This window comes from Pseudomonas sp. JBR1 (assembly GCF_028198185.1).
GTDB lineage: Bacteria > Pseudomonadota > Gammaproteobacteria > Pseudomonadales > Pseudomonadaceae > Chryseomonas > Chryseomonas oryzihabitans_E.
In genome coordinates this window covers 396,599-423,087 of record NZ_CP116340.1, presented here as the reverse complement: position 1 = coordinate 423,087, position 26,489 = coordinate 396,599, and the positions used below count along the sequence as shown (strand labels likewise).

Sequence of the window (26,489 nt, the reverse complement as noted above, 5' to 3'; positions counted from 1 at the left end):
CTCCGTTTCACCCACGTATAGCCATTGCCGCACAGGCTTCAGCGTTTTTCCGGCAATGGCGCTTTTGCTCCGCTCTGGCTACCACCCTTCTTTCGATCACCCGAGGAACACTTCCATGGCACTACTCGATACGCTGCATTGGCGCTACGCGACCAAGAGCTATACGAACGAACGGATCGCTCAAGACAAGCTCGACACCATTCTGGAAGCCATCCGTTTAGCCCCCAGCAGTTCCGGGCTGCAACCCTTCAGCGTATTCGTCATCACCGACCCGGCGCTACGCGCGCGCTTGACACCGGTTTGCTACGACCAGCCACAGATCATGCAAGCCTCGCATCTACTGGTGTTCGCCGCCTGGGATCGCTATACCCCGGCACGCATCAACGACTTCTTCGCCTACAGCAACGCGATCCGTGACCTGCCTGACAGCGTGACGGACGATTACCGGCGCTCGCTGCTCGACGGGTTCGGCAGCAAGACCCCGGAACAACAGCATGCCCATGCCGCCAAACAGTGCTATATCGCCCTGGGCTTTGGGCTGATTGCGGCGGCCGAGGCTGGCGTCGATGCCACGCCCATGGAAGGGTTCGATAATCAGGCCGTGGACGCGTTACTAGGGCTTGCCGAGCAGGGCCTGAGCAGTGCGGTGATGCTGGCCCTGGGTCACCGCGATGTCGAGGGCGATTGGTTGGTGAAGTTGGCGAAGGTCCGGCGCGCCAAGGCCGAACTGTTCGTCGAACTGGACTGACAGACACCGCTCGCCCCGACGGGCGACAGTCGGCCATGGCCCTGCCGGGTGCGTGCTCGCCCAGGCCGGGCCAGCGTCGTCGCTCCAGCGTTTCAGCGAAGCGCCCCCCTACCCTCGGCCAGTCCGGCGGGGGCGCCACTGGCTACTGACCCGACTCGTCCAGGCCGCGAACCTGCCACATCTGCCCTGCCTCCAGGGCGCGCGCGACGCGCAATTCGGCCGCCACATTGGACGGCCCGAAGGTGCGCACTTCGTACAGGGCTTCGAAGGCCTGAGCGCCGTGCAACTGGTCCTGCAAACGCGCCAACTCGGTGGCACTGGCCGCGATGTTCGCCGCTTGCACCAACGCCGGATCCATGACGCCGGCCACCACGATCACGTGGTTGCCAGCGGGCCCAGGGAAACGCGCCAGGTACGCGTAGTCGTGACGCATGATGCGCTCGGTTGAGGGTTCGTCCCAGTCCGAGCGGTAGATCTGACCGCTGGCCTTGTCGACCAGCGCCTCCCCATCGGCGGACAATGAAAAGCCGGACAGGTCGAGAAAGGGCTCCTTCAGGTCGCCCAGGCCGTCGAGCAGGCCCACATAGACGATATCGTGATCGCTGAGCATCTGGGTGGTGAAACGCGAGGTGGTCACGTTGCGCAGCTGCTCCGGGTGCCCCGGGCGGGTGGCCGCCGCCACGGGCGCCACCGCGACGAGCGCAGCGGCCTGCCCACTGGGCAGGTGGTAGGCATTTAGATCGATGTACCTTGGCGCATCACTTGGCAGCCGTCGCTGGTACTGTTCGAGCGCGGTGCCGGAGGTGATGCCTGCGTCAGCCACTAAACGCGCAATGGTGCCATCGGCCGCTTGTTCACCAAAGACGTAGAAGTCCCCCGACACCAGTAGCACTGGCGCCGAGCCTTGATTCACGCCTTGCCACAACAGGCTCTGGGTGCGCATATCCGCAGGCGGACGCTTGGCCAGCCACGTCCAGCCTGCTCCGTTGACAGCCAGCAGCAGCAGCGCCGCCGCGGCGGCGAGACCCCAGCTCCGCCTTGAGTGCCTAGCCAGTACGCCGACGCCGCTCGACGCGGCTGCGATAACGACCAGGCGGTACTCTCCGCGCGGTAGGGTCAGCTTCTCACCCAGCTCGTCTGGCGCCATATCGTCGAGTTTCTTGCGCAAGCGGTGAATGTGCACGCGCACGGTGGCATCGGCGGTCAAGTCGACCTCCGTGGTGCGGCCGAACACCACCTGGGCGATCTCGATTTCCTTGGTGGCGACGCCGCTCACCGCCTGTGCGAGCAGAAACTCGAACAGGCGGATCATGCGCCGCGACTTGCCCAGCACACCGCTCTGCAGGACGCGCTGCCCATGCGCGGCGAGCCGCGCGGGCTGGTCGATCTCCGGCTGTTTGTCCATGTCATCCCCTCACTGCGAGCGCTGCCCTGGGGTACGACCCCTGCCCCGTTACAGGCGCAGCGTCCGCACCAGCAGGATGTCACGCGCAGACGGCCTGTTTCGCCAGGTAGACGACGTACCAAGGCTAAAGCATGCGCCCTCCCCCTGGTCCTGTCGAAAAGCCGCTCAGAAGCGCTCGAAACGATAGGGCGTGGGGTCGATGATGGGCGTGTGCTCGCTGATCAGATCGGCTGCCAGATGCCCGGCGGCCGGGGACGTGCCGAAGCCGTGACCGGAGAAACCGGTGGCCACGGTCAGCCCGGGAATCTGCGCGATCGGTCCGATGACCGGGTTGGAATCCGGCGTCACATCGATCGTCCCGGCCCAGGCTTGGGCGATGCGCGCCTGCTCGAACACCGGCCAGGCGGCGATCAGGTTGTTCATCGCGGCGCCGTTGAGCTGGGGGTTGGCGGCTGGGTTCTGGATGCGCACCCGCTCGAACGGGGTGATGCTGTCGTCCCGCCACCGGCGCGCCAATGCTAAATCCTGCATGAACGGCTTGCCCAGCGACACGTTGAGCACGCTGCGCTGCGCACGGAACTGCGGCATGTACTGCTTGGCGAGCAGCAGATGATCGAGGGTCAGAAAGGCGTCCAGCTTGCCACGCTGGGTGATGATGAAGCCGCCGTCATGGTGCTTGCGGAAGGAAAAATCCGGCGCGCCGACGGCGATCTCGGTCGGCCCCGCCATGGGCGCGGTGCGCAGTACCGAGCAGGTCAAAGGTAGCGTTGGCAAGGCCACACCGAGGTTACCGAGGAAGCGTCGCGACCACATGCCACCCGCCAAAAGGACGTGGTCACAACGGAGTTCGCCCCGTTCAGTGACCACACCACTGACCCTACCCGCCGTCATCTGCAAGGTACGCACGGCGCATTGCTCGACGATCACCACCCCTAGGGCCATGGCCGCCTTGGCGATGGCACTGCTGGCCAAGGTCGGTTCGGCGCGAGCATCGGAGGGTGTGAAGATACCGCCTTCCCAAGCACCGACGCCGCCCGGTACCAGACTGTCGATTTCACGTTTGCTCAACAGCCGCGAGTCCAGTGATAAATGCGCAACGGACTTCAGCCAGCCCTCGTGCATCGCCATCTGCGCCTTCGTACGGCCAACGAACATGATCCCCTGCTGGCGGTAGCCGACATCGGCGCCGACGCGTGTCGGCATCTGCGCCCACAAGCGGTCAGCGGCCAAGGCCAGGGGAATATCAGCGGCATGTCGGCTGGTCTTGCGTACCCACCCCAGGTTGCGCGACGACTGCTCGGCAGCGATCCGGCCTTTCTCCAGCACCACCACCGGAATGTTGCGCTCAGCGAGTGTCAACGCGGCGGTCAAGCCAATGATGCCACCGCCGATGATGACTACGGTGGTGGTGCTGGGAAAGTCGGAGGAAGTTGTCACGGGCGCGATAGTGGGTGCCATGATCAGGACTCGCTAGATAAATGAAGGCGGCCAGGCCAGCGCCTGACCGCGAAGCGCTCACGGGGCCAGGCGAATATGTTCGACCTGTGCCTGGGAGGCATTGCGGTAGGCTGTGACTTCCAGCTCGACCTTGTAGACCGTGGAGCCCAGCGGCGGGCAGGTCACAGTGCTGGCGGGGTCAATGCCGCGGAATTTCTCGCCGATCAAGGCCATCACCGCGGGCACGTCCTGCGGGTCCTGGATGAACACGCGCGAGCAGACCACGTCCGCCAGGCTGGAACCTACCGCCTCCAGCGCGGCGCTGATATTGGCGAATACCTGGTGTGTCTGCGCCAGGGCGTCGTCAGCGATGAGCTTGGTCTGCGGGTCGCGACCAGCCGTGTTGGATACGTAGATCCAGTCGCCCACAGCGACCAGGCGCGAGTAGCTGCCATGGTCTTCGAACTTGGAACCGGTTTTGAGCTTGATGATGCGGGTCATGGCGGATGCCTCGTCAGGTGGAATGAGGGAGTGGCTCAGCGCAGCTCAGGGGTTTCCCACAGGTTGAGGGTCACACCGATGCCACGGGCGACGGCGTTGCGATACACCACGGTGCCCCACGCCACGTCTTCCACGGGCATGCCACCTACCGACATGACGATGATTTCGTCGTCGTCCCGACGCCCTGGCGCGTCACCGGCGATGATCTTGCCGATGTCTTCGACTTCCTCCAGACGCAGCGAGCCTTCGGCGATCATGTCCATGAAGCGCACACCGATCACCGGCACGGTGTTGTGCGCAGGCTTGGGCAACTCCGCGAACCAGGCTTGATACAGGCCGGTGTTGTCCAGCACCTTGCGGATGTCGGACTGCTCCATTTCGGCATCCAGCGAGCAGCACGCCGGCATCGCCAGGAAGGCGCCTGGCTTCACCCACTCACGGCGTACGATCGGGTAGGTGGTAGGGTCACCCGTTTCCCCCGAGCTGCAGTACGTAACAAGGTCGGAGCCGCGGACCACGGCTTCGAGCGTATCGACCACCTGCACGGTAGTGATCTGCGGGTAGGTGTCGCCGACCCAGGCCATGAAATCGTCGAGGCTCTTCTGGCCCCGGCCCTTGATCTTCAGCGTGTCGATGTGCGGACACACCGCCATGAACGCCGCCAAGGTGGTCTTCCCCATCACGCCAGGGCCGAGTAGCCCGACCACTTTCGCATCCTTGCGCGCCAGGTGACGGGCGCCGACGCCCGGAATCGCGCCGGTGCGGTAGGCGGAAAGCAGGTTGGCCGACATGTGCGCCAGCGGCGCGCCGGTGTCAGGATCATTCAAAGTGAACATGAGGATCGAACGCGGCAAGCCCTTGTCGCGGTTGGCGATGTTCGAGCCATACCACTTCACCCCGGCGGTGCAGAAGCGGCCCCCCAGGTAGGCCGGCATCGCCATCATGCGGCGGTCGGCGCTGGGTTTGGGCATGTTCGGAAAGGGCGAATCCGGTGGGAAGATCACCATCGCGCCGTGGGAGTCGTTGTTCGGCCCTGCCATGCGGTAGTCACCGGCATACAGCAGGCCGAACATCTCCTCCATGGTGTCGACGCACGCGGCCATGTCGGTCACACCGGCACGGATCATGTCCTGCTCGGACAGGTAGATGAAGTCGATTTTTGTTGTTGTTGACTGTGTAGTAGACATAGGAAGTCCCGGCTTGGTGATAGCACTGCGACAGGTGCAGCGTCTCGCTGTCGGGATCGAGTATCCGGCGCGGCCAAAGGCCGGTATTGTAAATTTCGGACATGCCTTGCCTGCTGACTCGAACAATGATTGGCGCGCTTAATGCCCGACTATCGTCATCCTGCCCTGATGCGGTATCACCATGATCAAACTGTCCGCGCCCCCGCGGAGACATCAAACGGCAAACGAGCAGCCCTGGCTGGTACTGAACTCGTCGCGCTATTCGGTCTTGCCATCGGCGCACCCGGCCATCTCGCATTTCTACGCCTTCGACGTCGACCAGTCCTCGGACCTGTTGGCGGTACCGGATGGGTGCGTGGACATCCTGTTCGACTGTGACAGCAGCCGCCCCAGCGCGAAGATCTGCGGCACACCGCTAAGTGCCCAGGCGGTACAGCTGCATCAGCAGCACCACTATTTCGGCGTGCGCTTCGCGCCCGGTATCATCCCCGGTTTCGTCAATGTGCTGGCCGCCGAGCTGACGGAGTGCGAGCTTGATCTGCTGGAAGTGTCAGGCTTCGCGCAGAAGACCTTCGACAGCATCATCCAGGCCCCCCTGTTGCGCGATCAGATTCGCTTGTTCAGCGAACACCTCGCGCCTCGCTTGATGGGCCGCACCTCCCGACTGACGGCTATGGTCATCGAGCACGCATTGCGTCACCGCGGTGACATCCGCATTCAGCAGCTGGAAGACCTGAGCGGCTATACCACACGCACTCTCCACCGCCAGTTCACGCAGGACACGGGGATTTCACCCAAGGCGTTCTGTCGCATCATTCGCTGCCAGTCCGCGCTGGACACGCTCAACACCCAAGCAGACGTCTCGTTTCCAGACTTGGCGCTGGATCTTGGCTTTACCGACCAGTCGCATTTCCAGCGTGATTTCAAGAAGCTGGTCAGCACTACGCCCTGCGACTACCAACGCAAGATGCTGCTGAACGCGTACAGCGACAGAATCAGCTACGCCTGAGCGACAACCTCTCGCTGACGCCAATGCCTTGCTCGGGTGCCGCCATCGGGTTCGCTCAGGCCCGCCTGCTAACGGCAAGCGCTGCGCGTTTCGTTTGCGAAGGTAGTTCGGCGAACAGCTCGTGGTATTCGGCGGCGAAGTGGCTGAGGTGATAGAAGCCCCAACGCGCAGCAGCATCGCCAATGGAAAGCTCGGCCGCGCGCGTCGACATCAGGGTACGGCGCACGCCATTGAGCCGCATCGAACGCAGATAATTCAACGGCGTGGTTTCAGCCACCGCTTGGAAGCTGTTTTGCAGGGTGCGTCGGCTCACCTGCAAACGCTGGCACAACTCGATCACACTGGGTGCCTCGCTCATTTCCTTGAGCGCTGTGCGATGGCACTTTTCGACGATGTAGCTGCGGGTGGACGTAGTGCTGCGCTGCTGCTTATCGCAGGCTGGGTCGATCATCAATTGCAGCAATTCGTCGAGCATGGTCTGTTCTAGCGCGGCATGGCAAGCCGGCAGGCTGGCCAGGTCATCGTGGGCCAGCACTGTGGCGAACGCCGTCAGCAGGCGACGGCGCGTCTGCGCGTAGCGTTGCGGTAGGACGCGGATGACGGGCTGGCGCAGCAACTGTTTGAGCTCCTTCGCCGACGCCACCTGCTCCAGCGCAGCCTCGAACACCTCGCGGTCGAAGGTGATCGACAGCAGTTCCATCCCAGTGGGCATATGGAACATGAACTCTTCGCCGCCTTCCAGGAAGAACAGACTGCTGTCGACGACATCGCGGCCCTGCATGCGAATCGACCCAGGCACCTGGGTCGGCAGCGCGAAACACATCTTGCCCCGTGGCGCCTCGCCGTTCTGCACCACACGCTGGTTGATCTGTTCGAGGAACACGTGACAACCCGTGGTCGTCAGCTGCGTCAGGGAGCTTTCGGCTGAGCCCGCGGTGAGCTGGCTATAGTCCTGATTCCAATGCTGGATGGTGGCGGCATGCACATGGATGTCGCGAAAATGGCTGATCGTCTGATTTCTCATGGACCGCAAGCCTCCACTACTTTTCTTGTTTTCAGAGCGCCGGTTCGGTCGATAGTGGCATATGACGTACCCCCTGCAAATCGCTGGTGACGGCTGGTCACGGGTGGTTCCCAAACAGCACATCAGGTGCCGATTCGGGCTACCGCTGTGCCATGCGGCACGCTGAAGATCGTTGGACTCGCCTTTGTAGCCCGGAGAACGAATCATGAGCGAAGCCCAACTCAAGTCCTTGCATTTCGCGGACGCCCCGCGAATCGTTTCCACCGATTTGCCCGGCCCCAACACCCGTGAGGCACTGGCGTTGTCGGCCAGCACCGAGTCGATGGCTCGCGGCGGTGGTCGCATGCCGATCGCCATGGATCGTGCCTTTGGTGCCACCTTCAAGGACCCGGACGGCAACACCTACATTGACCTGTCCGCCGGCGTCGGCGTCAGTAGCGTGGGGCGCTGTCACCCGAAGGTGGTGCAGGCCATCCGCGACCAGTCCGAAGTGCTGATGCACGCACTGGAAATCAACAGTACCCGGCGTACCGAGCTGGCCGCGAAGATGTCCGAGATCGCCCCAGACGGTCTGCGCGGTGACTGCATTACCTTCTTTACCCAAAGCGGTAGCGATGCGCTGGAGGCAGCGGTCAAGTTCGCCAAGCGCATCACTGGCCGCCACCAGATCGTCGCGTTCCATGGCGGTTATCACGGTGTCTGGCACGCTTCGGGGGCATTGACTACCGGTACGGCCTACCGCAAGGGATTTGGCGCGCAGATGGGCGGGGTGATCCATGCGCCCTACCCGTATGCCTATCGTTTCCCCTTCGACACCACGCACAAGAGCGCCGAACAGATTGCTGGTGAGTACGTCGATTACCTACTCAACACTCCATACACCGCCGCTGACGACGTAGCCGCGGTAATCGTCGAACCGGTCCAGGGCGAAGGCGGCTACGTCCCACCATCACCCGAGTTCCTGCAACTGCTGCGCAAGGCCTGCGACCGCAGCGGCGCGCTGTTGATTGTCGACGAAGTCCAGTCCGGAGCGGGCCGTACCGGCAAGATGTGGGCGGTCGAGCATTCAGGCGTGAAGCCCGACATGCTCACCTTCGGCAAAGGGATCGGCAGCGATCTGCCGATGGCTGGACTGATCATGCGCTCGGACCTTGCCGCGCAGATCCCCGACGGCTCCATGCCCAATACCTTCGCCGCGAACTCGCTGTCGTCCGTGGTCGCGCTGACCAACATCAGCATCCTGCAGGATCCGGAACTCGACCTCATCAACCGCGCGCATACCTTGGGACTGGAAGCCCAGGCCCGTATCCACGCGTTTGGCAGCCCCCTGATCGGCGAGGTGCGTGGGCGCGGCCTGATGATCGGCATCGAACTCGTCGAGGATCAGGTCAGCAAAACGCCGCTAGCCGGCGAGAAGATCGGTCAGCTGATGGGCTACCTGATGGGCCACGGCGTGTTGATGATCCCCTGCGGCCGTTACGGCAACGTGATGCGCATCATGCCGTCGCTGACCATCTCCCACGACCTGTTCTTCAAGGCGCTGGATATCTTCGGTGCTGCCCTGGCCTCTCTAGAGGCGTGATCTCGCCTCCCCCTTTATGGAAAGAACAATGACACAGCATCTGAACCACTTCATCGCGGGGGCGCTTGACGAGGGCTCCTCTGGCCAGCGTATTGCGCTCGTCAACCCGGTCACCGAACAGATGTACGGCAGCAGTGCACGGGGCACCACCGCCGACGTCGACCGCGCGGTGGCAGCCGCCCACGCCCAGCTCGAGGGCGGGGCCTGGAGCCAACTGGACGGCGCCCAGCGCGGCCGCCTGCTGAGCACGCTGGCCGACCTGGTCGAGCGCGACAGCGAGCGCCTGGCCGATATGGATGCCAACGCCATCGGCCGCTCGCCAATGGAGCCCCGCCGCATGGACCTGCCCAACGCCATCGCCAACCTGCGCGCGGCCGCGGGGTGGGCGAACCAGCTCGAAGGACGCACCATCCCCACGGGTGGCTACTTTGGCCACAAGACCCTCTCCTACACCGTACGCGAGCCCGTGGGGGTGGTCGGCGCCATTGTGCCCTGGAACTCGCCGTTGATGATCACGGTGTGGAAACTCGCTGCGTTGCTTGCAGCAGGCTGCACCGTCGTCATCAAACCCTCTGAAGAAACTCCGCAGTCGGCCCTGCACCTGGCGGCCCTGGCTCAGGAAGCGGGCTTCCCGGACGGCGTGATCAATGTGGTCACCGGCTACGGTGCCGAAGTGGGCCGCGCCCTGTGCGAACACCCCCAGGTGGCCAAAATCAGCTTTACCGGCAGCCCTGAAGCGGGCCGCGAGATTCAGCGCACGGCCGGGGTGCTCTTTAAGCAAGTGTCCCTGGAACTGGGGGGCAAGAGCCCGCAGATCGTGTTCGACGATGCCGTCTTCGAGGACGCCGTATTTGGCTGCACCCTCGGCCTATTCGCCAATCAGGGCCAGGTATGCGCAGCAGGCTCGCGCATCCTGGTGCAGCGAGGCGTCGCCGAGCGTTTCGCCGCAGCCCTGGCTGAAGCGGCGGAGTCGGTGAAGGTCGGCGACCCATGCCAGCCGGGCGTGCAGATGGGCCCGGTCGCCAAGAAAGCCCAGTTCGAACGGGTCAATCGCTACATCCAGCTAGGAATCGATCAAGGTGCCACGCTCGTCGCGGGTGGTGTGTCCACGCCGGAAAAAGGCTGGTTCGTGCGGCCGACGATTTTCACCAACGCGCGCAACGACATGGCGATCGCTCAAGAGGAAATCTTCGGTCCGGTGGGCACGGTGATCGTGTTCGATACCGAAGCAGAAGCCATCGCCCTCGCCAATGATTCCTCTTACGGCCTGGCGGCTACGGTCTGGACCGGAAACCTGGCGCGTGCCCACCGCGTCGCAGCTGCCGTCAAGGCCGGCGCCGTAGGCATCAACTGCTGGAGTCCGCTGGATGCCAACCTGCCCTGGGGCGGCGTGAAGACCAGTGGCATCGGCCGTGAAGGCGGCTTTGGCGGGGCTCTGGCCTACACCGAAGAAAAGGTCGTCACGGTACTGTTGCCCGGCTGATCGCCGGTACCGAACGCCCCTGCCAACGCCTGTTCGCAGGGGCTTTTTTTCGTGAAGAAGCTCTTCAATACCCTTTGGAGAAACCGGATGAACGCGCCTACAACTATAATAATCGAACGCTACTCCACCTCCCTGCGCGTGCTGCACTGGCTACGCGCCGTCATCGTGATCGGCATGCTCTGGGCAGGCTGGCACATGACGGGGATGAGCGATGACATACCGAGCAAGTTCGAGCTCTACTACCCCTGGCACAAGTCCTTCGGGATATTGGCGTTCCTGCTGGTACTGACGCAGATCGCCGTGCGCTTACGCACGCCGCGACTGCCTCGACCGCTGCAAACCCTGGCGCCCTACGAACGCGTGCTTTCCACCCTGGTGCAGCGCGCCATGTATGTGCTGCTGGTCGTCGTACCCTTGATGGGCTACTCCATGTCGAGCACCTACACCCAGAGCGACGGGGTATTCTTTTTCGGTGTGAACCTGCCTGAGGCGCTGCCGAAGAACGACAATTGGTTTGTCGTGTTCCAAGCGCTGCACAAGTTTCTCGCTTACACCCTACTCGTATTGATCGTGCTGCACGTCGCGGGCGCCTTGAAACACCGCTTCCTGGACCGAGACCCGAGCAAAGACGTGCTGCGTCGCATGCTCTAGTCGCATGTTCCAAAAGAAAAGGGCGTTGGCAATGCCAACGCCCTTTTCTCGTGCTCTCCTTTCCTATCGCTCTACGCGCGTCTATGACTCAAAACGTCAGCCAGACGTTGAACTGCAGGTAGACGTTGGTATCCGCGCTGCCACTTTGCAATCCGCCGTTATCAAGCCACTTCTCTGGCTTGTAGAAGCCGATCAGGGGTGAGAGCAGGACGTTCTCGGTCACGCGCCAATCCAGGTACAGGTCGATCTCGCGAGCGCTGAAATCACGCTCGTCGCGCCGCGACAGCTGGTGGTAGTCGAACGCCATGGCGTTGAGGGTCAGGCTCTCGGTCGGCTTGAGCGACAGCAGTATGTCGTTGATCCGCATGTTGGAAGTCACCGAGCCGGCGTAGTTGACCGCGACCTCCCCCTGGTAGCGCCCGCGAAAACCGCCCTGGAACAGGAAGTCCCAGCCTTCGGAGTAGCGCGAGAAGCGGTAACTCACGGTCGGTTGCCACGGCAGGTCGGCGAAGGTGTACCCGGCATCCAAGAACATACCCCGCTGCGAGCCTGAACGCTTTTCCTGGCGCGCGACCTCGAAGGCGAAATCGGCGTTTTCGATCCCGGCGTTGCCCTGCCCGCGGATGCTGTAGACGTCCATGCCCTTGCGCTCGCCCCGATCAGCGAAGACATAGCGCTCATCGACATCCAGGCCGCGAATGTAGGTCGAACCGAGCGAGCCGAATGGCGTGGTGTAGTCGACGGTGGCCACGGCCAGTTCGGTCTTCGACTGCCCTGGGTTATCCGATTTCAACCAGGCGACGCTGCTGTGCAACCCCTCGTTACCCCCCACCTTCAGCACGGCCGTGTTGGCGAAGGCCAGTCGCTGCCCGATGTAGAAGGCACCCCCGCGGTCGAAGCGACCGTTGCTGTCTTCGATGGGGCTGAACGCCTTACCCGGGTTGAAACCGTCGTCGGTGATCAGAAAACCGCTCACCGTGACCAGTTGCCGGCCAAAGGAGAAGTCGACCCCATCGGCGCCCAGGGCGGGGATCGAATCACCGGACTTCCAGCCGAAATAGGCATCTTCCAGGGCAGTCCTACGTTCGCTCCCTGCGGTGATCCCGCCGATGTCGCCCTCGCCCCAGGTCGCGGAGCTGAGCAGACTCACGGCACCGTACACCGAGCCTGCGCCCACCCGGTCGGTGGTGCCCCTAAGGCCGTACTTGAGGTAGCCCTCCTGCCAATGCATGCGGCCGGAGCGCCTGGCCGGGTCGCCAAGGTAGTTGCGTGAACTGCTGTACCAGCCATAACCCGCGCTCAGATCAGCGTTGAGCACGGTCGCCCCTTCGTCCTCGTTATATATCTCGATGGCCTGGGCCATCGGCGTCAACGCACAAAGCGCGACCAGCGAGAACAGTGGGCTACAGGATGGGGTGCGCATGACGTCTCTTCCTTTTTTTATCGTTATGAGGCGAGACATGAGTGTTCGATCAGGCAATGGCGGGCGGTTATCCCAAATCAGCACCTGCGAGCAGCCTGCAGAGCGTTGCCTGCTGATCGGTGCACAAGCGAACGAAATGTCTATCGCGTGCCATCAGTTGCCATTTTGGGATACGGCTGTGCCCGGTCTGCGCCTTAGCCTGCAGGCATAAGAACGTATAAGAACCGAGGCACTCGCTATGAAACCTTCGTCCTGCCTACGCAAGGGCCTGGCTCTGCTCACCCTTGCCACCTGCGCGGCGTTAGCCCCTGTGGTTTATGCGCACCACTCCTTCGCCATCTTCGATCAGACCAAGACGATCACCCTCCAAGGCGTAGTCGGACGCTTCGTCTGGAGCAACCCGCATATCTCCATCTACTTCGACGCACCGGGGCCACCGGCGCAGCAATACAAGATCGAGACCGGCAGCGTGAACGCGATGAGTCGGTCCGGCTGGAAGGCCGACTCGCTGAAGGCCGGCGACGTCGCGGAGGTCACCTTCAAACCCCTCAAAAACGGTGATCCAGGTGGCTTGCTCGTGGAGATCAAGGTGGGCGACGTAGTGCTCTCCGGGGGCGGCTGAACCGCCCTGCCGGCGGCACCTAGGCACCTGAGCGAACCCTCATCGGTCGGAGACACTGTCATGCAAACCATCCACCGCTCCATCCCTGCCCGTGCCCTCCTGGGCTGGGTGCTAATGGCTACGACCGCGCTTGCCTGCGCAGCACAGCCAAACGCCCAGCAGCCAGCCGCGCAGGGTACCCACCGGCCAGACATCAGCGGCACCTGGGAACGCACTCCGGACGACTGGTTCGGCGAAAACCCGGACGACCCGGTGCATCCCGGCGGGCCCATGGACCTGAAGGCGCCCTATGCCAAACAGTATGCCGAGCTGAAGAAACGCCAGGCCGCCGCCAACGAAGCCGGCACCCCCCTCGCGACGACCAGCTCCATGTGCCTGCCCGAGGGCATGCCGGTGATGATGGCCGCGCTGTTTCCCATCGAGATCATCCACGACGACAAGCAGGTGATCGTGCTGGGGGAATACCTGCAGCAGGTACGCCGCATCATCCTCAACGAACCCAGTCCGCCGCTGAAGGACTTGGATCCCAGTTACCAGGGCTATTCCCGGGGCCACTGGGAAGGCGACACCCTGGTGGTGCGTACCCAAGGCGTGCGTACCGATGTGCTGTTCTACGACGTGCCCCACGGCAAGGCGATGACCATTACCGAGCGCCTACGCCTGAAGACCCCTGACCTGCTGGAAAACCAGGTAGTGATCGACGACCCCGAGGTGCTCAACAGCCCCTATCGCTTCACCTTCGACTACAAGCGCTCGGCCTATCGCATCCACGAATACGTGTGCGAGAACAACCAGATCGTGACCGACAGCGACGGCACGACCCACCTCAAGCGCGACTGACGTCCACCCTCGCCGATCATGCATTGGAGGTATTGGATGCCTGCCCTGACGCCCCGCTCCCTGCACGCTGTGCTGTGGTCGCTGCTCCTGATGTCGAGCGTCCATGCCGAGGTACCGCCTATGCCGGTCGCGCTCGCCGTGCCGCCTTCCGGCCAACTGCCGCTGTCGTCGGCTCAGCGGGCCGGCACCGAGTACAGCGACCTCGCGCAGTACGGCTATATCGAAGAAGAGTACTACCTGCAGGGCATCGCCCCGGCGATCACCGCCGCCGGCGATACCCTGCTGCAAGCGCCCTACACCACGCGAATTCTGGTGCGTAAACCAGCCGATCCGGTCCGCTTCAACGGTACTGTTGTCATCGAGCCCTTCAGCTGGTTCGGCGAACGGGCTGCCGGGTGGATCCTGACGCGCGATTACCTGCTGCGGCGGGGCTATGCCTACGTCGGCTACACGCTGAACATCAACCAGCCTAGCGTCGACCCGAAGTTCGTCTCCGCCACGCCGGCCGCCGAAGCTGATCAGATCGCCCAGTACGGACGCATCGTCAACTTCGAATTCATGCGCCGCTTCGACTATGCCCGCTATGCACCGTTGGCCAGCTATTACGATCCGCAGCGCTTCAGGCGCGGCGACGCGCCAGACCCGTTCGCCCCGCAAGCCCAGGGCATCGGTGCGCAGCTGGCGTTGCTGCTCAAGAGCAACAGCCCGCAGGGCCCGCTGTCCGGCTTGTCCGTGCAGCGCGTGTATGTAGACAGCTGGGCGGTCACGGCTCAGGTCTGGATGGACTACCTCGACCAGGGCCGCCACCAGCAGTGGCGCCTGCCCGACGGCAAGCCGCTGATCGACGCCTACATGACCGGGCGCATGGCCTATGGCGAGGTCGGTGGTGAGGTCATCCGGGTACCGCGACAGCTACCCGCAGACACGCCCTTCGTCACCGTCTACAGCCAGTCCGAATTGATGCACGACGTGCTCGAGGGCATCGCCCTGCCCGCCGACAGCGACCGTCCGCGACTGCGCTATTACGAAGTCACAGGCATGCCGCACTTGCGCCTGGCCGACCTCGGTACCCAGCACACCGAACAGGTAGCTGCCGACATCGGCAAAGGCGACGACCCGCAGTGCCGCACCCTCTCGGACGAACCCGTGCAGCTAGTGGTTTCGGCACTGCTCGATGGCCTGGACCGCTGGGTTCGCGAGGGTGCCCCGATGCCCAAGGCTCCGCGCGTCCCTCGCGCGGGCAAAGCCGTCGTGCGCGATCCGCTCACCGGCAACATGCAAGGCGGCGTACGACCGCCCTGGGTGCAGGTGCCGAGCGCCTCCTACCTGACCGATCAGGAATCCGGCTGTGGGCTGATCTACGACACCAAGGTGCCCTACAACCGGGCCACCCTGCGTCAACGCTACGGCAGCTTCGACCACTACCAGCAGGCCTTCGAGGCCGCCAAGACAGTGTCGATCCGGGAGGGTTACCTGCTGCCCGAAGACGCCCCTGGCCTGCATCCGATCGCGACACCCCAGGACTTCTAGCCCTCTACCTTGCGAGAGAACGACCGATGTCATCCCTACCCGTCATTGACTGGCTCTATGCGACACCCGTGAGCAGCGGCATCCGCGATCTCCTGTGGGTGGTGCCGACCGTGCAGAGCGTTCACATACTCGCCATCGCGGTGATCTTTGGCAGCGCGGTGATTTCCGACCTGCGCCTGGCAGGGGTCTTCGCCACCGACGAGCCCGTGCGCGGGGTGGTTCGTCGTTACTACCCCTGGATGCGTGCGGCGCTGCTGCTGCTGCTTGCCACCGGGGTGGTCATGGCCGTCGGCGAGCCCGACCGGGTGCTGGTCAATAGCGTGTTCTGGCTGAAGATGGCGCTGGTGGTACTGGCCTTCGGCCTGGCGTGGCGCTTACGGCGCCCTTACCTGCGTCCGCTGGCCACGCCACAGAGCGCCGAGCCTCAGCCGGTCAGGGTGCTCGCCTGGCTGTCGATCGCGCTGTGGTGCGTGGTGATCATCTGTGGCCGCTGGATCGCCTACGCGATCTGAGCCCTTCGACCTGACCTTTGGGGTATCCACCATGGACCTTCAGTCACTTCTGCAAGCCCTCGAAGCTACCGCGCTCGCCACCACGATTCGTGAGTCGGCCATCGCCTTTCCCACCTTGGAATCGGTGCATGTGATCGGTATCGCCCTGGTGTTCGGCAGCATCGCGGTGGTCGATCTGCGCCTGCTCGGTATCAGCGCACACCGGCGTAGCGCTCAGCGCCTCATCCGCGAGTTGCTACCCTTCACCTGGGTCGCCTTCGTCACCTGTGTGATCACCGGCTCGCTGATGTTCGCCGCCAATGCCACCACCTATGCGCAGAACCCTATGTTCCTCTGGAAGATAGGCATGCTGGCCCTCGCGGGCCTGAACATGGCGGTGTTCCACCTGGGAGCGTTTCGCCGCATCAGCGAGTGGGACACCCGGCTGCCACCCCCGGGGGCGGCCCGCTTCGCAGGGGTCAGCTCGATGGCACTGTGGGTGAGCGTCATTTTTCTCGGGCGCTGGATCGCCTTCGTCTGATGGAGCGCCGAGCCCTGACGGCGCGCACCCCGATCACCGCGGTGCCCCCCCGCTCCGGTCGGTGGGAAACGGTAGCGCTGCTGGGTGCGGGCCTGGCATTGGCTCTCGGCATGACCGGCTACCTGCTGCTGCGCCCCCTCAAGGTCGATCCACCGGTGGCGCTGAGCTGGCAGGTCCGTTCGTTCGATGGCCTCAGTCCGGTCGACCAGGCCCTCCACAGTGCGCTGTTGCCCGCGAGCCAGGAGATCATCTGGAACAACGACGACACCGGCGGCTGGATCAGTCTGGAGCGCGCCCAGGCCATGCTGTTGCCGCCGTTCTACCGTGACACCTTCTGGAAGGCCAACGGCGAAGTGCGCTGGCAGCTAATCCTGCCGGGCAGCCACCTGTCTCACCGGCAATCAAGCGATGCAGATACCGGGGCCGCTGACGGCGGCGACGCCGAGGCGCCGCGCAGTGCCGTCGCCCAGGCGACCCAGGGTCAGGGCGCCACCGTCTACTACGGCACGGGTGGCAAGGTACCCGGCCAGAGCGCCTACCTGCTGGTGATAGGCCACGCCCACGCCGGAGTGATGTGGGCCAACCAGGCGACCATCTGGATTCACCGCGACGCCAATGCCCCCTACCCCGCCATCGTCAAGGCCGAGTCCCTGGTCGGCGAGGGCTGGCGCCAGGTCATTCCCTATGACGGCAGCCGCGAACTCGAACGTGTGAAAGGAGCCCTGCCATGAACGGTCCCGCTGCTCTTCGTACCTGGATGCGGCGCGCCCTCATCCTGGCGGTATTGCTCCCTCTGCTGGCGTCGGCCGGCACCGCGACCGAACCAGCCAAACGCCTGAAAATCGGCATCACCCTGCACCCCTACTACAGCTTCGTGGCCAACATCGTCGGCGACAAGGCGGACGTGATCCCCCTGATTCCAGCGGCGGCCAACCCGCACAACTACCAACCGCAACCGGACGACATCGCCCGGGCGATGACTCTCGATGCCCTGGTGGTCAACGGCATCGGCCATGACGAATGGGCTCAGGAAATCGTCAAGGCAGCTGGGCGCCGCGATACCTTGCCCATCATCCAGGCCAACGCCTCGGTCGCCTTGATTCCCATCGGCGGCGACCAGGGCGCCGGCAAGGTGGTCAACCCACACACCTTCGTCTCGACCACTGCCGCAATTCAGCAGGTGTTCGAAATCGCCAGGCGTCTCGGCGAGCTCGATCCTGCCAATGCCAAGACCTACCGGCAGAATGCGCTGGCCTATGCCGGTCGCATCCGCGCCCTGCGCGCCCGCTACATGACCCGCTTCGCCGGACTGGACCTGTCGAACTTCCGCTGCGCCACCACCCATGGCGGCTACGACTACCTGCTGCAGGAATTCGGTCTGTTCGTCACCGCGGTGATCGAGCCACGCCACGGCGTAGCGCCCACCGCCCGGCAGCTGGCGACCACCCTCGACACCATCAAAAAGGCCCAGGTGCAGGTGCTGTTCGCCGAGAAGAACTTTTCCCTGGACCTGGCCAAGCCCATCGAGGCCGCGACGGGGGTGAAGGTCTTTGCCCTTTCGCATATCAACGGTACCCAGTTCAGCGCCGATGAATTCGAGAGTGCGATGCGCGACAACCTCGAAACCCTGGCCGAAGCCGTGGAGTACACCCAGCGATGAGCGCCGCTCCCATCCCGTGCGGCCCAGCCGTGTCCTTCGACAACGTGTCGCTGAGCCTTGGCGGCACTCAGGTGTTGCACGACGTGAGCTTTCGGATACCCCCCGGTGCGCTGCACTGCTTGGTCGGCCCCAACGGCGGCGGGAAGACCTCGTTGGTACGCGCCCTGCTGGGGCAGATGCCCCATACCGGGCATATCCAGCTCGAAGGCAGCGCGACGCCCGTGGGTTACGTACCCCAGGCGCTAGATTTCGACCGCACCGTACCCATGACCGTGAACGACGTCATGGCGCTGCTCAGCCAGCGCCGCCCCGCCTTTTTCGGCAGCGGCCGACGATGGCGAGGGCAGGCGGCGCAAGCCCTGGCGCGCACCGGGGTGGAAACCCTGGGTGACCAGCTGTTCGGTAGCCTCTCGGGTGGACAGCGCCAGCGCGTGCTGCTGGCGCAAGCATTGAACCCGGCGCCCCGCTTGCTGATTCTCGACGAACCCACGGCCGGCATCGATGCCCAGGGCATCCAACTGGTGGAAGCCCTGGTTAGGGAGCTGCATGCCGGCGGCGTCACCGTGCTGTGGATCAACCATGACCTTGAGCAAGTCCGGCGGGTGGCGCAGAGCGTGACCGTCATCAACCGGCAGGTGCGCTACCACGGCCCAGCCGCAGCGCTCGCCAGCCACTGGGAGGCAACCCCATGAACAGCGCTTACGCCTTCATCCGCGAGCAGCTGCAGGCCCTGGCCAGTGGCGGGCTGCTGCCACAGCCGTTCGAGTACGTCTTCGTGATCAACGCCCTGCTGTGCGCGGCGCTGATCGGCCCGCTGCTGGGCGTGCTGGGATCGATGGTGATGATCAAGCGCATGGCCTTCTTCAGCCAGTCGGTAGGCAACGCGGCCATGACCGGGGTGGCGATTGGCGTGCTGATCGGCGAATCCTACACCTCGCCCTACCTGTCGATGTTCGGCTTCTGCCTGTTGTTCGCGCTGACATTGAAGTACACCCAGCAGCGCACCACCCTGGCCAACGACACCCTGATCGGCGTGTTCCTGTCCATCTCGCTGGCCGTCGGCGCCTCGCTGCTGCTGTTCGTGTCCGCCAAGATCAACACCCATGTCATGGAAAGCGTGCTGTTCGGCTCGATCCTGGCGGTCGACGACACCGACATGAACGTGTTGCTCGGGGTGACCCTGGCCTGCGCGCTGATCGGCCTGCCGCTCTATAACGGCATGCTGCTGGCCAGTCTCAACCCCAGCCTGGCTCAAGCGCGCGGCGTGGCGATCCGGGCGGTGGACTACCTGTTCGTGGTGCTGGTCACGCTGGTGACCGTCGCGTGCCTGAAGATCGTTGGCGCCGTACTGGTCGAAGCGCTGCTGCTGATCCCCGCCGCCGCGGCGCGCAACGTCACCCGCTCGTTGCCGGGCCTGGTGACGCTGGCGGTGCTGATTGCCACCTTCTCCTGCGTGGTGGGCATTCTGGTGCCCATGCAGTTTCACCTGCCGGTGCCCACGGGAGGGGCCATCGTGCTGGTCGCCGCCCTGGTGTTCATCATCACCACCGTCATCCGCGCGAGCTCTTCGCGCTTCCAGGGGGCCAGCGTATGAAACGGCGCCTGCTTTCCCTCACCTACTGGCTGGCGTTCGTGGCGCTGCTATGGGTTGGCCAGTCAAACGTGCGGGCTGATAGCTCGCACCCGCGGGTACTGGTCGCTTTACCCGCGCTCCATGCGTTGACGGTCCAGCTCTGCGAGGGCACGCAGATCGACGTGCAGCGTTTGCCGCCAGACCGAGCGTTACCGATGCAAAGCCTGGCCAGTGCCCTGAATCGCCTTGGCGGGCAGCCGTTCGCGCAGGCCGCTGCCGTCGTCACCCTGAGTAGCCTCTGGCAGGCGGATCCGCTCTACGCCAGCGCGCGCCGGCATAACCTGCGCATCGTCGAGGTCGATGCATCCCGAGCCTGGGACCCTCACCAACCTGCGCTTGCGCTACTGCGCGTGCCTGCCAACGACGTGCCCTGGGCCAGAGCGACGACCTCCGAGCCAGGCCACTCGCCCTTCGTGTGGCTAGGCCCGGTGAACGGCCTGCGTCTGGCCACCTTGATCGCCGCCGACCTGGCACGGCTGTCTCCTGAAGACGCACCCCGCATCACCACCAACCTGCGCCAGTTCGAGGCGGACGTGCGCAACCTGAAGGCCGAATATGGCGCCCGTACGGTCGCCTTGAACGATGCCCGGGTACTGGCCCTGGCCAACGAATTCACCTACCTGTTCGATGATTTCGGCCTGTATGTCGAGGGCTGGTTCGTGCGCCAGGACGTCGACTGGAGCGAAACCGATCGCAGCGCCCTGACGCAGTACCTGCGCGAGCGCGACATCCAGGTGGTGGTGCACAAATGGACACCCAGCGCACCCATCGCGGAGGCCATTCGTGCCGCCGGTGCCCGCCTGGTGGTGCTGGACGTGGGTAATCCCGGCCTGTTCGCCGACCCGACGGTGCGCTACGAGACCTTTCTGCGCAGCAACCTGGACCGCCTATTGGCCGCCTTCGACGTACCGGCTAACGGTGTGGCCGCCAAACCGGGCCAATTGCCTGCGCCCACCCAACCCTAGATCCGCTCCTGAAGAGACGCCCCTATGAAACCCAGGAACTCTGCGCACGGCGCGCTGCTCGCCGCGACCCTGCTGTGCACCCAGATGGCGTTCGCCCATGGCCCCGCCTTCGATTGCTACCTCGAGCGCGGGGGCCAGGTGAAATGCGAAGCCGGCTTTACCGATGGCAGCTCGGCCGTGGGCCGCAAGATCCTGGTACGCGACCTCAGCGAGAAGGTCTTGCTCGAAGGCCAGGTTGGTCCTGACAGCAGTTTCAGCTTTCCGGCGCCGTCGGATCCCTACAGCGTCACCTTCCTGGGCGGTGAGGGCCATGAAATCACCCTGCAATCCACCGACATCACCGAGTGAGCCCCGCCATGACCTCCAAACCGCTGTTGCACGTCGTTGCCGCTACCGCCCTGTGCCTGGCCGGCACCGCCCGGGCGCACTTCCAGCTGCTCTATGTCGATGACACCGCCCTGCCCCGCGCGCACCCGCTGGAGCTGGCTGCCGTGTTCACCCATCCCTTCAATGGCGGACCGACCATGGCCATGGGCACCCCGCGGGTCTTTACCCACATCGACCCCCATGGCGAGCGCACCGACCTGCTCAAGGCGCTGCGCCCAGTGCACTGGCAGAGCCGCGACAATCAGGCCAATGCCTATCGCCTGTCGCTGCCTCGCGAGGCCGTTCGCACCCTGGGCGACCACACGTTCCTGCTCGAACCGGAACCCTACCTGGAAGCGGAGGAAGGACTGTATATCCAGCAATTCACCAAACTGGTCATCAATGTGGGCGGCGTGCCGGGCAACTGGTCCGAGCCCCAGGGGATGCCGGTGGAGATCCAGCCGTTGAGTAAACCCTATGCGAACTGGACCGGCGGGGTATTCCGTGCGCGTGTGCTGGCAGACGGCAAACCGGTGCCCTTCGCCAAGGTCGAGGTCGAGTACCTGAACAATGACCTCGATCTGCAGCGCAATGCCTTCGGCGCCACTGCCCACGTGCGCGCACCTCAGGCGTCGTTCAACGTGCAGAGTATGTATGCGGACGACCTGGGCATCGTTACTTTGGGCCTGCCGCGCGCGGGCTGGTGGGGCATCGCGGCACTGGACATCGGCATGACCAAAACCTACAACGGGAAAACCCTGTCGCAGGATGCCGTCCTGTGGGTGCAGGCTACCGATATGCGGTGAAGGTGGGGGCGGCGCCCGTGCCTCAGTAGGCGGGCGCCGTACCGCTCAGGCGGCGACGGTGCAGTCGCTGGATGGCCTGATAGCACAGCGCGCTGCCGATGCCGCAGGCACCGATGGCCAGGCACATGGCCAGCGGTGTGCCGTCGGCGAGTACAGCGACCAAGCCGCTGACCCCGGCCGCGCAGACGTACTGCAGCGAGATCGCTAGCCCCACCGCCGCCCCCGCGTTGCGTGGGAACAGCGCCATGAGGCTGGCCGTGCAGTTGGCACCGATCAACCCGCTGATGCCGACGAACACCCAGACGCCAGCCATCACCGCCCACGGCTGCTGCCCCCCTACCAGCCCAGCCAGGATCAAGGACAGACCCGCCGCGGCTGCCACCCTGCTGCCAATGCTGAGCAGGTACAGAGGTCCATGCCGACGAACCGAACGCGCATTGATGACCGTGGCCAGGATGATTCCGCCGAGGTTGAGGGCGAACAGCAGGCTGTACGCCCTCGGCGAAAATCCGAAATAGTCGATGAACACGAAGGGCGAGGCGGTGATGAAAGCGAACATACCGCCAACGGAAAGACCCATGCTGAGGATGTAGCACAACGCGAGCGGGTCGACAGCGACACGCCCGTACAATGCAAAGGACGCCCCTATCGAAGCGGTACGTTCACTGGGCTGATGGCTCTCGGGCAGACCCCCGTACACCGCGATCAGGCACCCACCGGCCACCAGCAACAAGGCGGCGAATATGCTGCGCCAGTCCCCGAGCAGGACGAGATAAGTCCCTAGCAGCGGCGCCACTAGAGTGGCGAGCATCGCGATCACATGCATCAGCGATAACACCCTGGCCGCCTCGTTCAGGCTGTACAGATCGCGTACCACGGTGCGTGCCAGCACCATCGCGCCAGCCCCGCCGAGCGCCTGTAGAAAGCGCCAACCGATCAGCTGCTCGACGCTATGGGAGGCCATGCATCCCAGAGAGGCCAGCATGTATAGCAGGATGCAGCCGAGCAACAGGCGCTTCCGGCCGAAGCGGTCGGAGAGCGGGCCGTAGACCAGCATCCCCAGGCATAGCCCGACCAGGAACACCCCGATAGTCAGTTGCACCTGCGCGCTGCTGGTGTCGAACTCGCGGGCGATGTTCGGCAGACTCGGCAGGTAGGTGTCGATAGATAGCGGCACGAAGGCCGCGAGTAGCGCGAGCAGCCACAGCTGGCGTGGTGCCCGGCGCTCAGGGGATAAGGTGGCGCCCGCCGATGGCTTGGTGCCGGAGGAGCAGCGGGTGGCAGCACACATCGACTCTTCACTCCGACCAGACAAGGACGGGCACTAACCCGCGAACGGAGAAGGCTCGAAACGCAATATCGTGTCCGCTCCAAGCATGCTCAGCTGGTACAGGCCCGGCTGAATGTCGAGGGGAGGCAGAAGTGCGCCGGATAGAATCACCTGCCCTGCGCGCAGCGGCTGCCGATCGGCCAGCAGGCGACGAATCAGCCAGCACAGGATGGACTGCGGCGAGTCCGCGTCCAGCCCACTGATACCCGCCCCCAGTTCCTGGCCGTTGTGGTACAGGCGGTAGTCCACCTGCCGGTGCCGCTCAGGCAGGAAGCCTTGTCTTTGTCCCAGGCAATACAGGGCGGCCGCCGCGTTGTCGGCGAGAAAGGCACCGGCATTGAAGGTCCAGTTCTGCCAGCGGCTGTCGGCGATCTCGAAGGCCGGCGCTACCTCGGCGATGGCCGCGAGTAGCGCTTCGTCCGAATGGAAGTCCGGGAGCAGGTCCTGGCCCAGGATAAAGGCCACTTCGATCTCCAGTTTGGGCCGGATCAGCTGTGACAGGTCGACCGGCTGATCCTCGGACAAGGCCATCGTATCGGTCAGCACGCCATACACCGGCTCACTGAGGCCGAAACGGTGCTGCGCCGCGGCACCCGCGAAGGCGACCTTCCAACCGCTCAGCTGTTCCTGACGCGCTTGCCGCTGTTGTAAGCCCTGGCCCTGCAGGGCATAGCCCGCGCTGACGTCCAGGCCCTCGCCCTGGTCTGGGGCCAAGGGCGAGGCGTGTTGACCGGCCAGCAGCAGCCGTGTGGATAGCGAGGTAGCGGTGTTCATGACAGTTGCCTCTGCAATTTACCCAGCACCTGTTCCAGGCGCTCCGGCGTGGTGATGGCGGCGACGAAGCGGTCTGGCCGCACGATGACGATGCAGTCGCGCACCTTGGAGAACCAGTTGCCCAGGCGGTTATCGACGTCTTCGACACTGATCGCGCCGACGGCGCTGAGGGGTTGATGACGACTGCCACTGCGTGAGCGATTGACCTGGATGAAGCGCGTGTCCCAGGTCGCCCAATAGCTTTTGCTCGCGTCACTCAAGGCCGCGGCCGGGTTGACCCGGTAACCGAGCACCGCATAGGAGCTGCCCATCACGTCGTCGAGGCGGCGCCGCACACCCTCGCAATCCTCGACCGCCGGCTGCACGAACAACTGCCCCACCAGGTCGCCTTCGCGCAACTCCTCACGCTCGTGAAACACCAGACCCTTGACGATGGTGGCCTTGGGCTTGAACTTGAATTCGAGCAGGTGCGAACGCAGGTTGTCGACGGTGTTCACCGCCTGGAACAGCCAATCCCGGATACCCGCCATCAGCGGGTTGGTCAGGCCGAGCACGGCGCCCATGTTGTCGGCCAGGCCGATCAGGTCGGTGGCATGGCCGCGGCGTTCCACGTCGTAGCTGGCGATGATCTTCGGCGAAGCCCGGCCCTGCAGTACCGCGGCCAGTTTCCAGGCCAGGTTGGCGACATCGCGCAGCCCGGAGTTCAACCCCTGGCCCGCCCAGGGCGGCGAGATGTGCGCGGCATCGCCCACCAAGGCCACGCGCCCCTGGACGAAGCACGCGGCCACCCGCGAGTTGTGCGTGTACGCCCGAATGCGCACGATCTCCAGGGCCTCCACGGCATCGCCGATATGGCCGTGGATCAACCGGCGAATGGTGGCTTCCTCGCACATCTTCGCCTCGTCTTCGCCTTCCTTGAGCATGAACTCCCAACGCCGCTGGCCATAGGGCAGGTAGATGCACACGAAGGGTCGCTCGGGGTCGGCGTGTAAGGCGGTATAGGGTGCATCCAGGGAGTCGTTGGTGACATCCACCACCACCCACTTGCGCGGGTGCGTCAGGCCGAGCAGCTCAATGCCCAGTTGCTTGCGCACCGAGGAGCGCCCGCCATCGGCGCCAACCAGGTACTGTGCCTGTAGGCTGTAGAGGTTGCCGTCAACGCCCTTGACCTCCACGGTCACTCCCTCGTCGTCCTGACGTAGGGTGAGCATCTCATGGCCTTGGCGCAGTTCGACGGTCGGGTAACGGGCGAGCTCGTCGCGCAAAGTGCGTTCCAGCAATTGCTGCATGAAGATGTTGCGCATCGGCCAGCCATATTCGGCCGCCGTCGGTTTGACCTCGGCGAAGCACACGCCACGAGCGTTGTAATAACGCAGCGGCACGTCGCAGATCATGTCCCGTACAGCAATATCGGCGATGCCGATGCCTTGCAGCACACGCAGCGCCTCATCGTCCATGCCCACTGCACGCGGATAGGGCAAGATCCCTTCGGCTAGCTCCAGCACTACGCAGTCGATACCCTGCTGTCCCATGTAGTGAGCCATGGTGATACCGTTAGGGCCACCGCCAACGATGATTACCTGCGTCGTCTCGCATTTCATGCGGGCTCACCTGCTTTCGTGGATTGATCGCCTTGCAGCGCAGGTCGCAGCGCATGCAGAAAGCCGACAACGGCGGCGTTGAATACGGGGCCCTGATCGTCGTGCACATAATGGCTCGCATCGGCAATCTCCAAAATGCGCACCTGCGCATTGGCGGCCTGCATAGCAGTCAGGGTGGCGCCTGGTAGAAAGTCTGAGCGCATGCCGCGAATGAATAAGGTCGGGCAGTCCAACGCCTTTACTGCGGGCCACAGGTCGGTCGGGGTGATGCTCAGGCGCGCCTCAGCGATGCCCTGCTGATCATGCCGCCAGGTGACGCCTTGCTCGGTCGCTTTCATGGAGTGGGCCAGGCGCGATGCCAATCCCGCATCCGTGAGTCCCGGGCGGGATTTGCGCCAGAAGGTTTCGGCGCTAGTCCAGTCGGTAAAAAGGTTGGGGGTCTCCTGCATTTCCCGGCGTATCCGAGCCGCGCCATCGCCCACGCTGGAGGAGCCCGGGCCGATGTCTTCGATTACCAGGCCGATCAATCGGCCTGGATGCTGTCGAGCGTATTCCAGGGCATTGCTGCCACCGAGGGAGTGCCCTACCAGCATGAACCTCTCGAGGCCCAGGTTCGCCACTAGATCTTCTAGGTCACGCACATAGGACTCGGTGCAGTAGCTTGCAGGCTCAGCCCAGTCACTCAAACCGCGGCCACGCTGATCGAGGGCATACACGCAGTAGGCATCGCCCAGGGCCTCAGCCAGGGATGACCACGTCTGGGCATAAGCCCGCAGGCCATGCAGCATGATGACCGGGGTCGCCCCAGGGCGGCCCCATTGCAGCACATGCAGGGACAACTGATCGCGGTTGAGAAAGAAGAAGCTGTTTGCGTCCATCA

General features: G+C 64.1%; 27 protein-coding genes. 17 read left to right on the top strand and 10 right to left on the bottom strand.

Annotation, left to right across the window (positions count from 1 at the left end; translation table 11 throughout):
- Window positions 1–115: 115 nt before the first annotated feature.
- Complete coding sequence (locus tag PJ259_RS02075) at window positions 116–748, top strand: NAD(P)H-dependent oxidoreductase (RefSeq protein WP_271654533.1); 633 nt, start codon at window positions 116–118, stop codon at window positions 746–748.
- A gap of 142 nt (window positions 749–890) precedes the next feature.
- Here the strand turns inward: PJ259_RS02075 and PJ259_RS02070 are convergent, their stop codons facing one another.
- The 4 genes from PJ259_RS02070 to PJ259_RS02055 all read right to left on the bottom strand — a co-directional run bounded on the left by PJ259_RS02070 (window position 891) and on the right by PJ259_RS02055 (window position 5,278).
- Window positions 891–2,153: a helix-turn-helix domain-containing protein gene (locus PJ259_RS02070; protein ID WP_271654532.1), complete on the bottom strand. Its 1,263-nt coding sequence runs from the start codon at window positions 2,151–2,153 to the stop codon at window positions 891–893.
- A 165-nt stretch (window positions 2,154–2,318) separates the two neighbouring features.
- A complete protein-coding gene (locus PJ259_RS02065) occupies window positions 2,319–3,611 on the bottom strand; it encodes an NAD(P)/FAD-dependent oxidoreductase (protein WP_271654531.1) in 1,293 nt (430 codons plus the stop codon).
- Between the two features lie 57 nt (window positions 3,612–3,668).
- Window positions 3,669–4,091, bottom strand: a complete 423-nt coding sequence (locus tag PJ259_RS02060) for a RidA family protein (RefSeq protein ID WP_271654530.1) — start codon at window positions 4,089–4,091, stop codon at window positions 3,669–3,671.
- Between the two features lie 35 nt (window positions 4,092–4,126).
- Window positions 4,127–5,278 (bottom strand): tyramine oxidase subunit B, encoded by a 1,152-nt coding sequence (locus PJ259_RS02055; RefSeq protein ID WP_271654529.1) that lies wholly within the window; start codon window positions 5,276–5,278, stop codon window positions 4,127–4,129.
- Window positions 5,279–5,459: 181 nt separating this feature from the next.
- Between PJ259_RS02055 and PJ259_RS02050 the strand changes: the two genes are divergently transcribed.
- On the top strand, window positions 5,460–6,287 hold the full coding sequence (locus PJ259_RS02050; protein WP_271654528.1) for an AraC family transcriptional regulator: 828 nt from the start codon (window positions 5,460–5,462) through the stop codon (window positions 6,285–6,287).
- A 55-nt stretch (window positions 6,288–6,342) separates the two neighbouring features.
- On the opposite strand, the gene PJ259_RS02045 is transcribed toward PJ259_RS02050, so the two are convergent.
- Window positions 6,343–7,311 (bottom strand): helix-turn-helix domain-containing protein, encoded by a 969-nt coding sequence (locus tag PJ259_RS02045; protein ID WP_271654527.1) that lies wholly within the window; start codon window positions 7,309–7,311, stop codon window positions 6,343–6,345.
- A gap of 205 nt (window positions 7,312–7,516) precedes the next feature.
- On the opposite strand from PJ259_RS02045, the gene PJ259_RS02040 reads away from it, so the two are divergent.
- From PJ259_RS02040 to PJ259_RS02030, 3 genes are all read left to right on the top strand, one after another.
- Window positions 7,517–8,893, top strand: coding sequence for an aspartate aminotransferase family protein (locus PJ259_RS02040; RefSeq protein WP_271654526.1), 1,377 nt, complete (start codon window positions 7,517–7,519; stop codon window positions 8,891–8,893).
- Between the two features lie 28 nt (window positions 8,894–8,921).
- On the top strand, window positions 8,922–10,376 hold the full coding sequence (locus PJ259_RS02035; protein ID WP_271654525.1) for an aldehyde dehydrogenase family protein: 1,455 nt from the start codon (window positions 8,922–8,924) through the stop codon (window positions 10,374–10,376).
- 87 nt (window positions 10,377–10,463) lie between these two features.
- Window positions 10,464–11,027 (top strand): cytochrome b, encoded by a 564-nt coding sequence (locus PJ259_RS02030; RefSeq protein WP_271655819.1) that lies wholly within the window; start codon window positions 10,464–10,466, stop codon window positions 11,025–11,027.
- A gap of 88 nt (window positions 11,028–11,115) precedes the next feature.
- On the opposite strand, the gene PJ259_RS02025 is transcribed toward PJ259_RS02030, so the two are convergent.
- Window positions 11,116–12,450 carry a hypothetical protein gene (locus PJ259_RS02025; RefSeq protein WP_271654524.1) on the bottom strand — a complete coding sequence of 445 codons (1,335 nt, stop codon included), beginning with the start codon at window positions 12,448–12,450 and terminating at the stop codon, window positions 11,116–11,118.
- Between the two features lie 238 nt (window positions 12,451–12,688).
- Here PJ259_RS02025 and PJ259_RS02020 point away from each other — a divergent pair, with 238 nt between their 5' ends.
- From PJ259_RS02020 to PJ259_RS01965, 12 genes are all read left to right on the top strand, one after another.
- On the top strand, window positions 12,689–13,072 hold the full coding sequence (locus PJ259_RS02020; RefSeq protein WP_271654523.1) for a DUF6152 family protein: 384 nt from the start codon (window positions 12,689–12,691) through the stop codon (window positions 13,070–13,072).
- A gap of 60 nt (window positions 13,073–13,132) precedes the next feature.
- Entirely contained in the window at window positions 13,133–13,912 is a 780-nt protein-coding gene (locus PJ259_RS02015) for a hypothetical protein (RefSeq protein ID WP_271654522.1), read from the top strand.
- Between the two features lie 36 nt (window positions 13,913–13,948).
- Window positions 13,949–15,442: an alpha/beta hydrolase domain-containing protein gene (locus tag PJ259_RS02010; protein ID WP_271654521.1), complete on the top strand. Its 1,494-nt coding sequence runs from the start codon at window positions 13,949–13,951 to the stop codon at window positions 15,440–15,442.
- A 26-nt stretch (window positions 15,443–15,468) separates the two neighbouring features.
- On the top strand, window positions 15,469–15,954 hold the full coding sequence (locus PJ259_RS02005; protein ID WP_271654520.1) for a DUF6644 family protein: 486 nt from the start codon (window positions 15,469–15,471) through the stop codon (window positions 15,952–15,954).
- Window positions 15,955–15,985: 31 nt separating this feature from the next.
- Entirely contained in the window at window positions 15,986–16,474 is a 489-nt protein-coding gene (locus PJ259_RS02000) for a DUF6644 family protein (RefSeq protein WP_271654519.1), read from the top strand.
- The gene (locus PJ259_RS01995) at window positions 16,474–17,205 is read left to right on the top strand and encodes a hypothetical protein (RefSeq protein ID WP_271654518.1); all 732 of its coding nucleotides are present in this window, start codon (window positions 16,474–16,476) and stop codon (window positions 17,203–17,205) included. Before PJ259_RS02000 ends, PJ259_RS01995 begins: the two co-directional genes overlap by 1 nt.
- Complete coding sequence (locus tag PJ259_RS01990; protein ID WP_271654517.1) at window positions 17,202–18,134, top strand: metal ABC transporter solute-binding protein, Zn/Mn family; 933 nt, start codon at window positions 17,202–17,204, stop codon at window positions 18,132–18,134. The genes PJ259_RS01995 and PJ259_RS01990 overlap by 4 nt, the downstream gene beginning before the upstream one ends.
- A complete protein-coding gene (locus tag PJ259_RS01985) occupies window positions 18,131–18,826 on the top strand; it encodes a metal ABC transporter ATP-binding protein (protein WP_271654516.1) in 696 nt (231 codons plus the stop codon). The genes PJ259_RS01990 and PJ259_RS01985 overlap by 4 nt, the downstream gene beginning before the upstream one ends.
- On the top strand, window positions 18,823–19,728 hold the full coding sequence (locus PJ259_RS01980; protein WP_271654515.1) for a metal ABC transporter permease: 906 nt from the start codon (window positions 18,823–18,825) through the stop codon (window positions 19,726–19,728). Before PJ259_RS01985 ends, PJ259_RS01980 begins: the two co-directional genes overlap by 4 nt.
- A gap of 194 nt (window positions 19,729–19,922) precedes the next feature.
- Complete coding sequence (locus PJ259_RS01975) at window positions 19,923–20,732, top strand: metal ABC transporter solute-binding protein, Zn/Mn family (RefSeq protein ID WP_271654514.1); 810 nt, start codon at window positions 19,923–19,925, stop codon at window positions 20,730–20,732.
- A gap of 24 nt (window positions 20,733–20,756) precedes the next feature.
- Window positions 20,757–21,080: a hypothetical protein gene (locus PJ259_RS01970; RefSeq protein WP_271654513.1), complete on the top strand. Its 324-nt coding sequence runs from the start codon at window positions 20,757–20,759 to the stop codon at window positions 21,078–21,080.
- A gap of 8 nt (window positions 21,081–21,088) precedes the next feature.
- On the top strand, window positions 21,089–21,904 hold the full coding sequence (locus PJ259_RS01965) for a DUF4198 domain-containing protein (RefSeq protein ID WP_271654512.1): 816 nt from the start codon (window positions 21,089–21,091) through the stop codon (window positions 21,902–21,904).
- A 22-nt stretch (window positions 21,905–21,926) separates the two neighbouring features.
- Here the strand turns inward: PJ259_RS01965 and PJ259_RS01960 are convergent, their stop codons facing one another.
- From PJ259_RS01960 to PJ259_RS01945, 4 genes are read right to left on the bottom strand one after another with little or no spacing between them, the layout of a single operon-like run.
- Window positions 21,927–23,195 (bottom strand): multidrug effflux MFS transporter, encoded by a 1,269-nt coding sequence (locus tag PJ259_RS01960; protein WP_271654511.1) that lies wholly within the window; start codon window positions 23,193–23,195, stop codon window positions 21,927–21,929.
- 33 nt (window positions 23,196–23,228) lie between these two features.
- On the bottom strand, window positions 23,229–24,008 hold the full coding sequence (locus PJ259_RS01955) for a 2-keto-4-pentenoate hydratase (RefSeq protein WP_271654510.1): 780 nt from the start codon (window positions 24,006–24,008) through the stop codon (window positions 23,229–23,231).
- Window positions 24,005–25,609: a bifunctional 3-(3-hydroxy-phenyl)propionate/3-hydroxycinnamic acid hydroxylase gene (locus PJ259_RS01950; protein ID WP_271654509.1), complete on the bottom strand. Its 1,605-nt coding sequence runs from the start codon at window positions 25,607–25,609 to the stop codon at window positions 24,005–24,007. Before PJ259_RS01950 ends, PJ259_RS01955 begins: the two co-directional genes overlap by 4 nt.
- Window positions 25,606–26,487: an alpha/beta fold hydrolase gene (locus PJ259_RS01945; protein ID WP_271654508.1), complete on the bottom strand. Its 882-nt coding sequence runs from the start codon at window positions 26,485–26,487 to the stop codon at window positions 25,606–25,608. The genes PJ259_RS01950 and PJ259_RS01945 overlap by 4 nt, the downstream gene beginning before the upstream one ends.
- Between the last annotated feature and the right edge of the window lie 2 nt (window positions 26,488–26,489).

Excerpts from the sequence above, each read along its gene's own strand:
- PJ259_RS02065 (WP_271654531.1), bottom strand. The coding sequence starts at position 3,611 with ATGGCACCCACTATCGCGCCCGTGACAACTTCCTCCGACTTTCCCAGC.
- PJ259_RS02035 (WP_271654525.1), top strand. The coding sequence starts at position 8,922 with ATGACACAGCATCTGAACCACTTCATCGCGGGGGCGCTTGACGAGGGC.
- PJ259_RS01970 (WP_271654513.1), top strand. The coding sequence starts at position 20,757 with ATGAAACCCAGGAACTCTGCGCACGGCGCGCTGCTCGCCGCGACCCTG.
- PJ259_RS02060 (WP_271654530.1), bottom strand. The coding sequence starts at position 4,091 with ATGACCCGCATCATCAAGCTCAAAACCGGTTCCAAGTTCGAAGACCAT.
- PJ259_RS01995 (WP_271654518.1), top strand. The coding sequence starts at position 16,474 with ATGGAGCGCCGAGCCCTGACGGCGCGCACCCCGATCACCGCGGTGCCC.
- PJ259_RS02055 (WP_271654529.1), bottom strand. The coding sequence starts at position 5,278 with ATGTCTACTACACAGTCAACAACAACAAAAATCGACTTCATCTACCTG.
- PJ259_RS02025 (WP_271654524.1), bottom strand. The coding sequence starts at position 12,450 with ATGCGCACCCCATCCTGTAGCCCACTGTTCTCGCTGGTCGCGCTTTGT.
- PJ259_RS02030 (WP_271655819.1), top strand. The coding sequence starts at position 10,464 with ATGAACGCGCCTACAACTATAATAATCGAACGCTACTCCACCTCCCTG.
- PJ259_RS02040 (WP_271654526.1), top strand. The coding sequence starts at position 7,517 with ATGAGCGAAGCCCAACTCAAGTCCTTGCATTTCGCGGACGCCCCGCGA.
- PJ259_RS01965 (WP_271654512.1), top strand. The coding sequence starts at position 21,089 with ATGACCTCCAAACCGCTGTTGCACGTCGTTGCCGCTACCGCCCTGTGC.
- PJ259_RS01985 (WP_271654516.1), top strand. The coding sequence starts at position 18,131 with ATGAGCGCCGCTCCCATCCCGTGCGGCCCAGCCGTGTCCTTCGACAAC.
- PJ259_RS02075 (WP_271654533.1), top strand. The coding sequence starts at position 116 with ATGGCACTACTCGATACGCTGCATTGGCGCTACGCGACCAAGAGCTAT.
- PJ259_RS01950 (WP_271654509.1), bottom strand. The coding sequence starts at position 25,609 with ATGAAATGCGAGACGACGCAGGTAATCATCGTTGGCGGTGGCCCTAAC.
- PJ259_RS01960 (WP_271654511.1), bottom strand. The coding sequence starts at position 23,195 with ATGTGTGCTGCCACCCGCTGCTCCTCCGGCACCAAGCCATCGGCGGGC.
- PJ259_RS02000 (WP_271654519.1), top strand. The coding sequence starts at position 15,986 with ATGGACCTTCAGTCACTTCTGCAAGCCCTCGAAGCTACCGCGCTCGCC.
- PJ259_RS02015 (WP_271654522.1), top strand. The coding sequence starts at position 13,133 with ATGCAAACCATCCACCGCTCCATCCCTGCCCGTGCCCTCCTGGGCTGG.
- PJ259_RS02045 (WP_271654527.1), bottom strand. The coding sequence starts at position 7,311 with ATGAGAAATCAGACGATCAGCCATTTTCGCGACATCCATGTGCATGCC.
- PJ259_RS02070 (WP_271654532.1), bottom strand. The coding sequence starts at position 2,153 with ATGGACAAACAGCCGGAGATCGACCAGCCCGCGCGGCTCGCCGCGCAT.
- PJ259_RS02050 (WP_271654528.1), top strand. The coding sequence starts at position 5,460 with ATGATCAAACTGTCCGCGCCCCCGCGGAGACATCAAACGGCAAACGAG.
- PJ259_RS02020 (WP_271654523.1), top strand. The coding sequence starts at position 12,689 with ATGAAACCTTCGTCCTGCCTACGCAAGGGCCTGGCTCTGCTCACCCTT.
- PJ259_RS01945 (WP_271654508.1), bottom strand. The coding sequence starts at position 26,487 with ATGGACGCAAACAGCTTCTTCTTTCTCAACCGCGATCAGTTGTCCCTG.
- PJ259_RS02005 (WP_271654520.1), top strand. The coding sequence starts at position 15,469 with ATGTCATCCCTACCCGTCATTGACTGGCTCTATGCGACACCCGTGAGC.
- PJ259_RS01955 (WP_271654510.1), bottom strand. The coding sequence starts at position 24,008 with ATGAACACCGCTACCTCGCTATCCACACGGCTGCTGCTGGCCGGTCAA.
- PJ259_RS02010 (WP_271654521.1), top strand. The coding sequence starts at position 13,949 with ATGCCTGCCCTGACGCCCCGCTCCCTGCACGCTGTGCTGTGGTCGCTG.
- PJ259_RS01990 (WP_271654517.1), top strand. The coding sequence starts at position 17,202 with ATGAACGGTCCCGCTGCTCTTCGTACCTGGATGCGGCGCGCCCTCATC.
- PJ259_RS01980 (WP_271654515.1), top strand. The coding sequence starts at position 18,823 with ATGAACAGCGCTTACGCCTTCATCCGCGAGCAGCTGCAGGCCCTGGCC.
- PJ259_RS01975 (WP_271654514.1), top strand. The coding sequence starts at position 19,923 with ATGCAAAGCCTGGCCAGTGCCCTGAATCGCCTTGGCGGGCAGCCGTTC.